The 13,077-nt window shown below is 34.0% G+C and carries 12 protein-coding genes and 1 tRNA gene; 7 read left to right on the top strand and 6 right to left on the bottom strand.

Translation table 11 applies throughout. The features are described from left to right. Nucleotides 1-133 precede the first annotated feature (133 nt). From MODO_RS06925 to MODO_RS06900, 6 genes are all read right to left on the bottom strand, one after another. Complete coding sequence (locus tag MODO_RS06925) at nucleotides 134-2,290, bottom strand: polyribonucleotide nucleotidyltransferase (RefSeq protein ID WP_006259668.1); 2,157 nt, start codon at nucleotides 2,288-2,290, stop codon at nucleotides 134-136. Nucleotides 2,291-2,463: 173 nt separating this feature from the next. After that, complete coding sequence (rpsO, locus tag MODO_RS06920; protein WP_006259669.1) at nucleotides 2,464-2,733, bottom strand: 30S ribosomal protein S15; 270 nt, start codon at nucleotides 2,731-2,733, stop codon at nucleotides 2,464-2,466. A gap of 206 nt (nucleotides 2,734-2,939) precedes the next feature. Next, on the bottom strand, nucleotides 2,940-3,404 hold the full coding sequence (locus MODO_RS06915) for an XrtF-associated fRMsr-like GAF protein (RefSeq protein ID WP_006259670.1): 465 nt from the start codon (nucleotides 3,402-3,404) through the stop codon (nucleotides 2,940-2,942). Nucleotides 3,405-3,614: 210 nt separating this feature from the next. Beyond that, nucleotides 3,615-4,037, bottom strand: a complete 423-nt coding sequence (locus MODO_RS06910) for a CBS domain-containing protein (protein ID WP_006259671.1) — start codon at nucleotides 4,035-4,037, stop codon at nucleotides 3,615-3,617. A 544-nt stretch (nucleotides 4,038-4,581) separates the two neighbouring features. Further along, nucleotides 4,582-4,655, bottom strand: a tRNA-Arg gene (locus MODO_RS06905). A gap of 10 nt (nucleotides 4,656-4,665) precedes the next feature. Continuing rightward, complete coding sequence (locus MODO_RS06900) at nucleotides 4,666-5,118, bottom strand: GatB/YqeY domain-containing protein (RefSeq protein ID WP_006259672.1); 453 nt, start codon at nucleotides 5,116-5,118, stop codon at nucleotides 4,666-4,668. 339 nt (nucleotides 5,119-5,457) lie between these two features. Between MODO_RS06900 and MODO_RS06895 the strand changes: the two genes are divergently transcribed. The 7 genes from MODO_RS06895 to MODO_RS06865 all read left to right on the top strand — a co-directional run bounded on the left by MODO_RS06895 (nucleotide 5,458) and on the right by MODO_RS06865 (nucleotide 13,065). Then, nucleotides 5,458-6,309, top strand: a complete 852-nt coding sequence (locus tag MODO_RS06895) for a helix-turn-helix domain-containing protein (RefSeq protein WP_006259673.1) — start codon at nucleotides 5,458-5,460, stop codon at nucleotides 6,307-6,309. Nucleotides 6,310-6,682: 373 nt separating this feature from the next. After that, a complete protein-coding gene (locus tag MODO_RS06890) occupies nucleotides 6,683-7,237 on the top strand; it encodes a hypothetical protein (protein ID WP_006259674.1) in 555 nt (184 codons plus the stop codon). A gap of 198 nt (nucleotides 7,238-7,435) precedes the next feature. After that, complete coding sequence (locus tag MODO_RS06885) at nucleotides 7,436-7,951, top strand: hypothetical protein (RefSeq protein ID WP_006259675.1); 516 nt, start codon at nucleotides 7,436-7,438, stop codon at nucleotides 7,949-7,951. A 62-nt stretch (nucleotides 7,952-8,013) separates the two neighbouring features. Further along, a complete protein-coding gene (locus MODO_RS06880; RefSeq protein WP_006259676.1) occupies nucleotides 8,014-8,493 on the top strand; it encodes a hypothetical protein in 480 nt (159 codons plus the stop codon). Between the two features lie 20 nt (nucleotides 8,494-8,513). Continuing rightward, nucleotides 8,514-9,305 (top strand): fimbrial biogenesis chaperone, encoded by a 792-nt coding sequence (locus MODO_RS06875; protein ID WP_006259677.1) that lies wholly within the window; start codon nucleotides 8,514-8,516, stop codon nucleotides 9,303-9,305. Further along, on the top strand, nucleotides 9,302-10,336 hold the full coding sequence (locus tag MODO_RS06870; RefSeq protein ID WP_006259678.1) for a hypothetical protein: 1,035 nt from the start codon (nucleotides 9,302-9,304) through the stop codon (nucleotides 10,334-10,336). Before MODO_RS06875 ends, MODO_RS06870 begins: the two co-directional genes overlap by 4 nt. Further along, complete coding sequence (locus MODO_RS06865) at nucleotides 10,336-13,065, top strand: porin family protein (protein WP_006259679.1); 2,730 nt, start codon at nucleotides 10,336-10,338, stop codon at nucleotides 13,063-13,065. The genes MODO_RS06870 and MODO_RS06865 overlap by 1 nt, the downstream gene beginning before the upstream one ends. Nucleotides 13,066-13,077 lie beyond the last annotated feature (12 nt).

Genomic DNA, 13,077 nt, shown 5'->3' with positions numbered 1-13,077 from the left:
TATGGAAAGAGGAGGTCAGATATACTAACAGATATCTAGGATAGCCACCACTTGACTAGCTATCTCATAAAAATGAATACAAAAAAAGGACACCTATTACTAGATGTCCTTTATATAATAAAAAGAATTACTCTTATTTATTTTCTTGTTTTGGAGCCGCGTCTTTTTTCTCTTCTCTAGGAGGACGTGGCATTAAAGCTTTACGAGATACTTTAGCTTTTTTAGTTTTAGGGTCTATACCTAAATACTTAACATCTAATTCATCTCCCATTTTAAGAACGTCAGATACATTCTCAATACGTTTCCAATCTAATTCAGATACGTGAAGTAAAGTTTCTTTACCTGGTACAAATTCTACTACTGCACCGAAGTCAAGCATCTTAACCACTTTAACATGGTAAGTCTCACCTTCTACTGGAGAGAAAGTAGTATTACTAATAGCAGCTAATGCTCTATCCATACCTGCTTGATCAGTACCTAATACTTCGATGATACCATAATCACCTTCTTCGTTAATAACGATAGTAGTACCAGTTTCTGCTTGAAGCGCTTGGATATTTTTACCACCTGGTCCGATAACTGCACCGATAAAGTCTTTAGGAATTGTAACAGTAACAATCTTAGGAGCTTTAGGTTTAACAGTAGGATTAGGCACAGCGATAGTCTCTTGTAATAATCCCAAGATATGCATACGACCATCATGAGCTTGTTTTAACGCTTGCTCCATAATATCATAAGCTAATCCTTCGATCTTAATATCCATTTGACATGCAGTGATACCATCTTTAGTACCAGTAACTTTAAAGTCCATATCTCCTAAGTGATCCTCATCACCTAAGATATCAGACAATACAGCCCAACGTCCAGTTTTTGCATCAGAGATAAGTCCCATTGCAATACCTGAAACTGGTTTTTCAATTTGAATACCTGCATCCATTAATGCTAGAGTACCAGCACATACAGTAGCCATAGAAGAAGAACCGTTAGACTCTAATACCTCAGATACTAAACGAATAGTATAAGGACAGTCTGCAGGGATCATGTTTTTCAAAGCACGTTGTGCTAAGTTACCATGACCTACCTCTCTACGAGAAGTACCTCTTAATGGTTTTGCCTCACCTGTAGAGAATGGAGGGAAGTTATAATGTAAGTAGAACTTCTCTTCACCTTGCTCACTTGGTAAGTCGATAATATTCGCATCTCTTGATGTACCTAATGTTACAGTAGCTAACGCTTGCGTTTCACCACGTGTAAAGATAGAAGACCCATGCACTGAAGGTAAATAATCTACTTCACTCCAGATAGGACGAATCTCAGTAGTCTTACGACCATCAAGACGAATGTTTTGATCTAAAATAAGGTTACGTACAGCCTCTTTTTGAGTTTTCTTAAAGTATGTACTGATCAGTTCAGCTTTCTCTTCTAAATCTTCTTCAGAGAATAAAGCTTTAACTTCTTCATACACCTCAGCGAATTTCTCTCCACGCTCAGATTTAGCACTAGCATGAGAAGCTATTTCATACAATTTAGCATACGCTGCATCATGTACGATTTTCTCCACCTCTTCATCAGTTGCTTCTGGTTCGTACTCACGGTAAGTAAGTCCTAATGCAGCACGCATCTTCTCTTGAGCTTCGATCTGAATTTTAATCGCCTCATGAGCAAACTTTATTGCATCAATCATTTCTTGTTCTGAGATTTCTTTCATCTCACCCTCCACCATACATACAGAGTCTTTAGATGCACCGATCATCATATCAAGATCAGATGCGTCTAGTTGTTCTCTAGATGGATTGATGATGAACTGCCCATCAACGCGAGCAACTCTTACCTCAGAAATAGAATTATAGAATGGAATATCTGATACTGCTAATGCTGCAGAAGCAGCTAATCCAGCTAATGCATCAGGCATTACATTTTCGTCATGAGACATTAATTGAATCATAACTTGTGTTTCTGCGTGATAGTCATCTGGGAACAATGGACGTAAACAACGGTCTACTAAACGCATTGTTAACACCTCTTGATCACTCGGACGAGCTTCACGTTTAAAAAAGCCTCCTGGAAAACGTCCAGCAGCAGAAAATTTTTCTCTGTAATCTACAGTTAAAGGAAGGAAGTCTACACCAGGGTTAGCAGTTCTCGCTGATACAGCTGTAGCTAAAAGCATACAGTCTCCCATACGAACAACTACAGAACCATCTGCTTGTTTCGCTAATTTCCCAGTTTCGATCGAGATGCTACGGCCATCTCCTAAATCGATAATCTCTTTAGTTACCTTAGGAATCATAATAAATTAATACTTTAGGGTTTCTGTCTCTCCGAAGAGAGACATTAATAATTGTGTGTTGTGTTGTGTGTGTTGTTGTGTAGTTGTATGAAACCCAATGAAAAACCAGTCTTTTTCTGCAAAAAGGCTAAAAAGAAAAAGAGGCGCACAAAGGCACCTCTTCTCTATATTGATTATTTTCTAATACCCAATACTTTGATAATCTCACGATATCTGTTAATTTCTGTATTCTTTAAGTAGTCAAGAAGTCTTCTTCTTTTACCTACTAAAAGAACTAATGAACGCTCTGTATTATAATCTTTACGATTTTTTTTCAAGTGCTCAGTTAAATGCGTGATTCTGTATGTGAACAAAGCGATTTGTCCTTCAGCAGATCCAGTGTTAGCTGCAGCTCCACCGTGTTGTGCGAAGATCTCAGCTTTTTTCTCTTTTGATAAATACATGCCAATATTATTTTTAATGATTTTTATGCATGAAATATGGTGTATCCATATTTACGTTTGCAAAGGTAATTTTATTTTTCAAAATACAACTATAAATAATACACTTTTTTTTAGGTTCTTATTTACCCTCTAGTACATTGATTACCAATACCTCAATTAATAACAGTATAATCTAAACAAAACGCAAGTCTTCTTTATAATAGGAACTAAATAAACAATTTAGCTATTTCTACATTTAGTAATTCTAAAAATGATTGATCCTCAGCTGTAAATGCATTAATCGTATTAGAATCAATATCTATTTGTCCGATATTAACTCCATCAACAAATAACGGAACTACAATCTCAGACTTAACAGTAATACTACAAGCAATATAATTATCTTGAGCAGTCACATCTTCTACTAAAAAAGTCTCATTACTAACAGCCACCTGTCCACAAATCCCCTTACCAAAGGGAATCACTGTATGGTCTGTCTCAGGACCGCTGTAAGGTCCTAAATGAAGCACTCTCTCTTCTGGCACTGCAAAGTAGAACCCAACCCAATCATAGTACGCTATTTTCTCGTTTAAAAGAACACATACTTGCTTTAACTTCTCTGTTCTATCTAATACATTAGATTCTAATATTGCCTTAGATGCCACTAAAAGCTCTTGATATAAATTATTCATCTTAATTATGGTTTTATAGAAAAACAAATATAACAATCACTTCATTCTATCAATAGAAGTATTTCAAAAAAACTTACACATAGGTATAAAAGCAAAAAAGCATTAGAACTCACCTCTAATGCTTTTTTCAAACAACAATATGTAATTTCGTAGCCAAACTCACAAACTACAAAATATAATAATCTTTTTTATAGCAATTCTTTTTATTCCTTATTCGTATTGCTTTATCAAATACTTAATCAAATCAGTACTAGTAAGCATTCCTACTAATATATCTCCATCCATAACAGGCAATGATCTAAATCCTCTTTCGATAATTATTTCGGCTGCATCCTTAATACTACAATCTGCTTGTATAGTCACAACGTCCTTAACCATTACTTGTTCTATAGAGAACATATTATATATAGTGGTATCAATAATATCATCATTATCTCCTACCGTCTCTGCTAAACTAATTCTTACTAAGTCAGTATAACTGAGAATTCCTACTAACTCTCCTCCAGATAACACAGGAAGATGTCTAATCTTGTTCTCTTTAAATAACTTTTCAGCATTTGTCAATGAATCTGTTAGATTTAACTTGACAAGTTTTGAAGCCATAATACTAGAAATTGGTACATTCTGTCTCATATCATAACTTATTTTGTTAGGACAAATGTAACCTAACACTATATCTAAAAATATGATATTTATCAGATTCCATCTTTTTTCATTTATTTTTTAAAAAAAGGCAATTTTATTTTCAGTCTAACACAACACCAATTGCGTCCTCCCTTAGCGTTTATCACTACTTATCACTTCACACAAAAGAAATCTACCCCTACAGAATAATCTCTACCCACTACAAAAAAAGAATATTACCTCTCTCTTCAGCAGTCTTTTTTATTACTAAAATAGGGGTGGTCGGCTTGTGGTCGGCATATGATAGGCATGTGCTCGGCTAAAAAGTACTATAAATAAGCCCATCACTACCCGATCACATCCCCATCAATATCCGATAATATAAAAGTAGGAGTATAATAAAGAGATAATAAGAGTATAAAACAGGCTTTTGAAAAATCTATTCTTTAACTAGGAGATAGCTTGCTACATAAGTCATCATTATAGCAAACAGTAAAGTCTATAAAACAAAAAACGCTATTATCTATGATTAGATAATAGCGTATATATTTTGCGTCCGCGGGAGGGTTCGAACCCCCAACCCTCAGAGCCGAAATCTGATATTCTATCCAGTTGAACTACACGGACATTAAATCTACTATTTAGACAATAGAGATTTTACTGCAGATGAGATGGTCTTACCATCAGCTTTACCAGCTAATTCTTTAGTAGCGATTCCCATTACTTGTCCCATTGAAGACATACCACTGAAACCACCATTCGTAATTATCTCACCTATTATTTTTTGAACTTCTTCTTCTGATAATTGCTCTGGCAAGAATTGTTCTATGATTGCAGCTTGTGCTATTTCTGGCTCAGCTAAATCATTTCTCCCTTGCTCTGAAAAAATATTAGCACTGTCTTTTCTTTGTTTTACTAACTTCTGAAGAATCTTAATCTCCTCTTCTTCTGTTAAATCAGCTTGTGCTCCTGATTGAGTTTGAGCTAATAATAACTCTGACTTTACTGCTCTTAATGCTTCTAAAGCTACTGTATCCTTCGCTTTCATTGCACTTTTTATAGCGTCCATGATCTTTGATTGTAAACTCATATCAATTATTTTTATTTTTTGCAAATATATAAAAAAGCCCATGTAACTAACAAAATCATATAGTTATAAGTTCACTAAATTCTTTATATTATACAATAATCAACTTATTTATCCGAATAATGTACCTCTTTTCTGTTGGGAATCAGAATTAAAAGTTTTAAAAATTAACTTTTAAAAATATTCATAATCATAATAAAATTTGATATTTGTCAAAACTCGTCTGAACCCAATATAGAGACGGTCTACTAAAGCATCAAACCAAAACTAACAAACATAAGAAGCGATATAACGTAAACAAGCAATAAAACATTATAAACACCTATTACTACCTTACAAAATATGCTAACTTCTATCGAACTAAAATCTACCTATGGTATAGAGGTAGGTAGAGCTACTTACCTTACAGAAGACACTGTGCCGTTCGAACAACACAAAGATGTCTACCAACTACTTTGGTTACAAAAAGGAAAAGTAACTGTCACCCTAACTACGAACAAAAAAGAAATTAAAGAAGGAGACTGTCTATTCTTAGGAAAGAATGAGCTATTTCGCTTAACGGCTTCTGAGAGTTACACCTTATACTATGTGCAGTTTACAGATAATTTTTACTGTAGAACAGAACTTGACAGTCACTTTTTAAGCAAGTGTTTCTTCTTTGATAATACGAATGCTATTAATTCGATTACGCTTAAGCCGGAGCACGAAGTTTTTGTACAATGTTATTTTACCACTTTATTAAAACTGAAGTCAAAAGAATATAGTGATGTACATTATATGTTAGCTCATAATATTATAGAGAGAGTTCTTCTGTATATTATGGCAGGCCATATAGAGAAGTTTGTCAGCTTTAATAAAGAGAAACTTACTCCACTACAAATACAACATACTGTAAAATTTAATGAGTTGATCAAAAATAACATTAGAAAAGAAAGAAACGTTCATTTCTATGCAGAACAGATGAATATCTCTATCGCTAAGTTAACTGAAGTGTGCAAAGAAGTATTTGGGACTACGCCTAAAAAAATAATAGCGAGTGCAGTGGTCAACGAAATAAAGCTATTATTAAAGCATACTCCGATGACCATTAAGGAAGTTGCTTTTGAGCTAAACTTTGAAGACGTGAGTAACTTCATCCGTTTCTTTATAAAAGCAACAGGACTGAGCCCTAAAGAATATAGAGAACTATTATAATATCGTTTATCCCTTCTCCCCTTGTAATGACTATTTACAAGGGGATTTTTTACATCCTTCACAGTCAATTCTCTCTCCGACTAAATAATCCTAACAAAAAGAGGTTTTAATACCGTTTAAACTTAAAAACCTAAATAACAACAATCTACTACTATTTAAAGTGTCAATAACATATAAAAACACATCTTAGACTACATAAAACAAATTCACAAATCTTTAAAATCAAGGCTTTTATTAAGAATATTTTATCACATTATGTGATAAATGACAATTCTTTGAAGATAAATGACACTATTTGAGAATCAAAGCTGCTATACTTTTGCCAAACAAAATAACAAATCAAGTATTCCCACAATTAAAAAGAAATAAGCAAATGAAAACAACATTTAAATTAGTATTAGTAGCAGTTTTAGCTTTCGCAAGTACTTCAACTTTCGCACAAGACAAAAAAAGTACAGGAAGCACAAACTTAAACGTTAACTTATCAGACGTTTATGAATTGACTGTTAAGAATCCTAATGTAAATATCCAAATGAACACTGTAGAACAGTTTCAAAAAGGTAGTACTTCAGGTGAATTACAAAACCACTTAGAAGTAACAGCTACTCAAAAATATGAAGTAAAAGTGATCGCTAGCAGTGATTTAACAAATGATGGAGTTAGCATCCCTGTAAACACAGTAGAAGTAAGAGTAAAAGGTAACAATAACTTAGCAGAAGGTGCTGCACCAGCTAACTTTAATGCTACTCATAACATCACTCCATTAGCTACTACAGAGAGCAGCTCTTTAATCACTACATCTGCAGGAAGTGCTAAGATGGGATATGCTATCGAATACGCTATACCAGCAAGCCAAACTTCTGCATATACAGACAAAAAAGCAGGTACATACAGCACTACAGTTACTTATAACTTATATGCTCTATAATAAGATATAGCCTTATACAATATAAATCTACTGTAGTGATATCATTCACTTCAGTAGATTTTTTTTTGGACTAAAAAGCGAATTAATACCCTCTGCTTCTATTCCATTTATTTGTTACCCAAAACAGCTAAAAACATTGACGATTATTGACTTTGTACGCTTTTTTTTACTAAATTTAGAATATCTAAAACAGATGATATGAGACAATTATTCTTTACCTTCTTTTTGATCTTAGTCAGTGTGGTAATGCATGCTCAGAATACTGCGCAAACTAACCTTATCGTGACTCTAAAACCAATACAGTCTATAAAGATTAATGATCAACAATCTAATATCAATCTGTCTTTCGAAACAGTAGAAGATTATACTAAAGGAAAGATCAGCGACCAAGCAGATCATATAGAAGTAATGAGCAGTGGTACTTATGAAGTAAGGGTGGCTGCTAGCTCTCCGCTGACTAGTAATAATGAACAAATAAGTTTAGAAAACATTAGTCTAAACCCTACATTAGGAACTATCGGTGACTTTAGAGAAAATATAACCATGATACCTGTATCACTATCTATGAAAGAACACAATATGATTAGTTCTAATCTAGGTGATGTGAAAAGAACTTTCAATGTGTCTTATAAAATGGATGCATCCGAAGAATTATTAAATAAACCAGTAGGTACTTATAGTACTGTAATTACTTACACTATCTTATCATTGTAATATTACACGTGTTTAAAAAATCATTATTCATCACACTCCTCTTCTGTGTCACCAGCATCGCTATGGCTCAGATAGGATCTACAAGGGCTAGGATAGTACTAAACTTTAAGGAGCAACAATCCTTGGTTATCTCACATTCTACTGTAGATTTAAACTTAAATAGAGGAGAAGTATATACACAAGGGGCAGAAACAGGTATTCTGAAAAATCATGTGATCATAAAGTGTTCTACTCCATACGAATTGTCAGTACGCACCATAAATCCATATTTTCAATATGAGTCAACATTGTCATCACTGCCTGTGTCTATCATTCATATCAAGCCAAGTGTAGCCACATCTACCCTATTAAACTTCCCGTTGAGATTAAGTACAATCAACTTATCTGATAAGCCTCAGATAATCTTACAATCTGAGAACAGAAGTAACAGTCAACAAATAGATGTCAATTACGCGATTCCGAAACAAAACATTGTAAGTATATTAAATAAAAAAGCAGGAACATATAAAACAGAGATTATATACACGCTACTGCCTCACTAAAATTAAAGCACCACATCATAATGAAAAAACTAATACTACTATTCCTTTTACTAAGCGCTCTTCCAATATTCGCACAAGCAGGACTGTCTATCTCTCCTGGTAAAATGTACTTTAGAAATGCTGCTGGAACTATAGCTACTCAAAAAGTTCGTATAGCCAATCCAAATGACAAAGCTGTCGAAGTAGGAGTCTCTATTGGAGATTGGAATTATGATGAGAGAGGTAGTAATAATGTAGTAGAAGCTAATACATTAGAAACTTCAGCTTCTCAATGGATTCAAGTATTACCTAATTCTTATTTTGTAATTGAACCAAACGAAGTCAAAGAAGTAGAGATTATACTTAATGTTCCTCAAGACCTGCCTGCTAATATACCTGTACATACAGCGATGGTGTTCTTCACTCAGTTAAATCCTGGGAATGCAGTGGATGAAAACGGTGCTGCTATCAAAGTGACAGTGCGTATGGGACTAAAAGTATATCATGCAAATCAAAATAATACAGAGTCTGTAGAAATAGTAGATATCAAACCTGCCAAGACTGCTGAGGGAGAAAAAGCGATAGAAGTTAACTTTCAGAACGATGGAAAACTATGGAGTGACGGAAAGATGACAGCGAGTATCTTCAATCAACAAACGGGAGAGAAAACAACATTGAATACACTAGATTTTTACAGTCTACCTACTGACTTAAGAAAGCATATTATACCACTACCGAATCAACTAAAAACAGGCACTTACACCTTTATTATCCAACTAACTTATGGCAAGGATAATATCGTAAAAGTGGCAGAACTAGACTTCACGCTATGAACCTAAAGTTAAATATATACATCAGCCTATTTTTATTACTACTGAGCAATACGGTATTAGCACAGTATGACTTAAATATTTATGGAGGCGGACAGTCTGTATTAAATTCATATAATGATCTAAAAGTAGGGAAGACAGAAGATAAACAGATCTCTGTACAGTTTCGCAGATTCTACGGAACGCCTTCACCTACCAAATGGAAGTTAACGGTAAGACTACTCGATGATTACTATGCAGGAAACTATATGGTACCTGCTGAGATGTCAACATTAAGTACGAATAAACAAGGGGGTAATTTTAATCAACTTGCCTTCAGTGTCGTGGGAAGAGATTTACCTCTAAGCAAATATCAAGAAAATACGATCATAGAGAGTACAACACCTCTACCAGAAGGTAACTACTATACCTTAAACTTTGACTTGACTATTCGAGGAGGGGTACATTTACTGACTATTCCTAACAATACTTATATGAGTACATACGAGTTCTCCTTATATGATACTTCGTCAGGTAGAGACCAGTTACTTCTACGTAAAACATCTGGTACTGGTAATGCAAGATTCCAAATTAACTATGTAGGAAATCACGGAGATCAAATAGCAGAGTTGCGAAATGGTGCTAGTGAATTTGTCTTTAACTTTGATTCACCAGATGATATTGTAAAAGGGAAAACGATCACGATAAGCAATGCTCTTTACATCAAGAGTTATCAAGGTCATCAAGTACTCGTAAAGACAGCAGATAATATGATGTATAATAACACGATGTCGAATAGCTTACCTGTTTCTATACTAAAACTAAAGGCGACTTTAAATAACCTTGAAGGAGGTAGTCCTTCAGATGCTAGAGATGTAAAGATATTCGGTCCATTATCACTGTCTGCTAATGAACAGCCTCTTGCCTCCTTCTCGAGATGGAGTCAATCGATGTCATATAACCTTGAACTGAGCATTCCTCCTAATCAGAAGGAATTACAACAAGCTAGTGGTAGATACGAAACTTATTTATACTTTGTAATTGTCCCTAATTAATGCTTAAACAGCTTTATACATTACTGTTTATCTGTTTGTTTTCACTTTCATACACACAACAAACACCTATACATTTAAAGTTTACGGATATAGAAACTCCTGCGGATGAATATGGTAATATCTCATCAGCCATAGAAGTATCTAATGTCAGTAATACACAATGGTCTGGGAATATAAAGATAGAAGGTAATTCTACTAACTTACGCATATCTAGTAACGCTAATAAATTCATTCAGATACACCCTGGACAGAGAGTCTATGTCCCTATCATAGCGAATATAGACCAGTCTGCTAGTAGTGAGATAGATTTGTTCATAAGAGCTAGTCTAAGCAACAATCTAAATCAAATCATACAAGTAGCTGAACAAAAGATTTTAATACAAAGAAACAGACGTATCTTACTTCAAAATCAGAACAATCATTTACAGTTCCAAAAAATAGGAGATACGATACATTTAAAAGCTTCGATTCAAAATAGAGGTAATACATCAGAAAAGCTTCATTATATCATAACCTTTCCGAATCAGGTCAATAAACACCGTACTCATACTTCTCATATCACATTAGCTCCACAGCGAGATACTCTCATTACTATCAACCAAATCATCTCGAAAGAAGCTGTTAAACTAGAGGATTTTGATATCACTGCTACGCTATTATATGAAAATGGAGATTTTATATCACGTACTAACTATAGTGTCAGCTCTTTAAAATCTAAACGACGATATAAAATAGATAATTCGAATACAGATCCTTATTACCAGAGAAACACAATAGAACTTAACCGTGTTAGTGGTAATAATGTAATGAACTCATTTCAGTTGATAGGTTCTACAGAAGTTCACTTAAGCGAAAAGACTAAAGTAGGATTAACTGGAGATCTAATCTATTGGGACAAGGAGAACAAATATAATCTACGTCACTTCCTAGCAGATATCAAGACCGAAAAAGTACAAGTACTAGCTGGTAATATTTACCAAACAGGGGAATTCTCATTACAAGGACGAGGGATACAAACTAATATTAATATAAAAGACTCCATTTCTATACAAGGTGGATACTTAGATAAAACCTATTTAATCACAGATGCAAGTGATCGCTCTATTGGCTATAATACATGGATTGGGTTTACTTCGCTTAAACACAAGTGGAGACAATCACAGCTGTACTATGATCTAAACCATCGCTATGATGAGAAAAAGACGCTGTGGTATAATACATTTAGCCTATGGAATACTCCTACATTTAATTTAGAAATGATGGAAGGTATCTCTACTATAGATAGTAAAGAAAATAATCAATTAGGAGCCTTTATAGGGATAAATGCATATGCCCGATGGGACAAGTATCAATTCCAAACAAATAGCTTCTACAGTAGCCCTTATTATGCAGGTATTAGACAAGGTGCTTCTCAAGTGTCTAGTAGCATCAGAAGAAACTTTGATAAGCATAGTTTTGGCTTGACACAAAGTTTCGTCCACTATGCTCCTAAATACAGTTATACAGATTATAATAACTCAAAACAACAATCTAATACCATAGGGCTAAACTATTCCTATAGAATTCAGACCAATATGCTTCTACTAAGCCCACGTTATGTAAATGAACAACGCTTCAATTACAAAACTCAATTAATGGATGACTTAGATGCATTGAGATTAAGTACTTCATTCAATCACAATAGTTTCACTAGTGGCTTAGGATATAATGTATCACTTGATTTAGGGAACTATCTCTCTAAGGTAAGTTTAACTGATAAATTACACTACCGCTTAAATGCCGGAGTCAACTATAAAAGTGTTGATTTTGGAGTGAGCTATCAGTACAATTATAGCAATCTAAGTGAAGTCATCAACTCGAGTTACTTAGGCTTTATAGATACAAGTACTTATACTAATCTGATGATTATGGGAAACTATAGACAACGTTTTTTCAATAATCATGTAGGAGTGGTACTTAACGCTTATTATACGAAGACATCAACAACAGATGACTTATGGCAATTAAATAGTCGTTTAGAATATAAGTTGACAAAGGACTTTGATATCTATGTTAGTAGTTATAACAACTATGGAGGCTTTTCTAAGAACAATAAAACAAATTATGTACAAATAGGTGTAATCAAACAATTAATGCCTTACAAGCCTTATGAGAAAGCGTATACTCTAAAGATAATCGTTTACTACCAAGATGAAGCGAATAATAACTATCCTGCATCTAATAGAATAGTCTATATCAACAATAAATCATTTATCACGAATAAAGAAGGAGCAATAGAATATAAAAAGTTACCTCTTGATAGCTATACCATACAAGTCAAAAATGATCAGGAATGGTTTGCTAATACAGATAAGATCGTATTAAAATCAGATACCACACATAGCATTCACTTAAGACAGACAACTACGTTATCTGGTAGTATTAATTATGAATTCTCTGAGAACTCGCATCTTATCAATAGAAATCTCTCTGGACAACGTATCGTAGCTCAAAGCCATACTGGAGAAAGCTACACTACCTATACGTCAGATAGTGGTAACTATATTCTATACATTCCTAAAGGCGACTATATACTAACGCTATACCCAGAGAATAGTGCTTATGTAGATGTTCTAAAAAATGCTATCAAAGTAAGTACCCATATTAATCAACCGCAGATAAATAATTTCACTATTAAAATCAAGGATAAAGAAGTACAAACTAAAAAGTTTAACTCTATCCAATTCTAGCGTCAAAATATG

Origin of the sequence: Myroides odoratimimus (assembly GCF_001485415.1) — a bacterium.
Lineage (GTDB): Bacteria > Bacteroidota > Bacteroidia > Flavobacteriales > Flavobacteriaceae > Flavobacterium > Flavobacterium odoratimimum.
This window is presented reverse-complemented; position numbering and strand designations above follow the sequence as displayed.

Excerpts from the sequence above, each read along its gene's own strand:
- MODO_RS06925 (WP_006259668.1), bottom strand. The coding sequence starts at position 2,290 with ATGATTCCTAAGGTAACTAAAGAGATTATCGATTTAGGAGATGGCCGT.
- rpsO (WP_006259669.1), bottom strand. The coding sequence starts at position 2,733 with ATGTATTTATCAAAAGAGAAAAAAGCTGAGATCTTCGCACAACACGGT.
- MODO_RS06915 (WP_006259670.1), bottom strand. The coding sequence starts at position 3,404 with ATGAATAATTTATATCAAGAGCTTTTAGTGGCATCTAAGGCAATATTA.
- MODO_RS06910 (WP_006259671.1), bottom strand. The coding sequence starts at position 4,037 with ATGAGACAGAATGTACCAATTTCTAGTATTATGGCTTCAAAACTTGTC.
- MODO_RS06900 (WP_006259672.1), bottom strand. The coding sequence starts at position 5,118 with ATGAGTTTACAATCAAAGATCATGGACGCTATAAAAAGTGCAATGAAA.
- MODO_RS06895 (WP_006259673.1), top strand. The coding sequence starts at position 5,458 with ATGCTAACTTCTATCGAACTAAAATCTACCTATGGTATAGAGGTAGGT.
- MODO_RS06890 (WP_006259674.1), top strand. The coding sequence starts at position 6,683 with ATGAAAACAACATTTAAATTAGTATTAGTAGCAGTTTTAGCTTTCGCA.
- MODO_RS06885 (WP_006259675.1), top strand. The coding sequence starts at position 7,436 with ATGAGACAATTATTCTTTACCTTCTTTTTGATCTTAGTCAGTGTGGTA.
- MODO_RS06880 (WP_006259676.1), top strand. The coding sequence starts at position 8,014 with ATGGCTCAGATAGGATCTACAAGGGCTAGGATAGTACTAAACTTTAAG.
- MODO_RS06875 (WP_006259677.1), top strand. The coding sequence starts at position 8,514 with ATGAAAAAACTAATACTACTATTCCTTTTACTAAGCGCTCTTCCAATA.
- MODO_RS06870 (WP_006259678.1), top strand. The coding sequence starts at position 9,302 with ATGAACCTAAAGTTAAATATATACATCAGCCTATTTTTATTACTACTG.
- MODO_RS06865 (WP_006259679.1), top strand. The coding sequence starts at position 10,336 with ATGCTTAAACAGCTTTATACATTACTGTTTATCTGTTTGTTTTCACTT.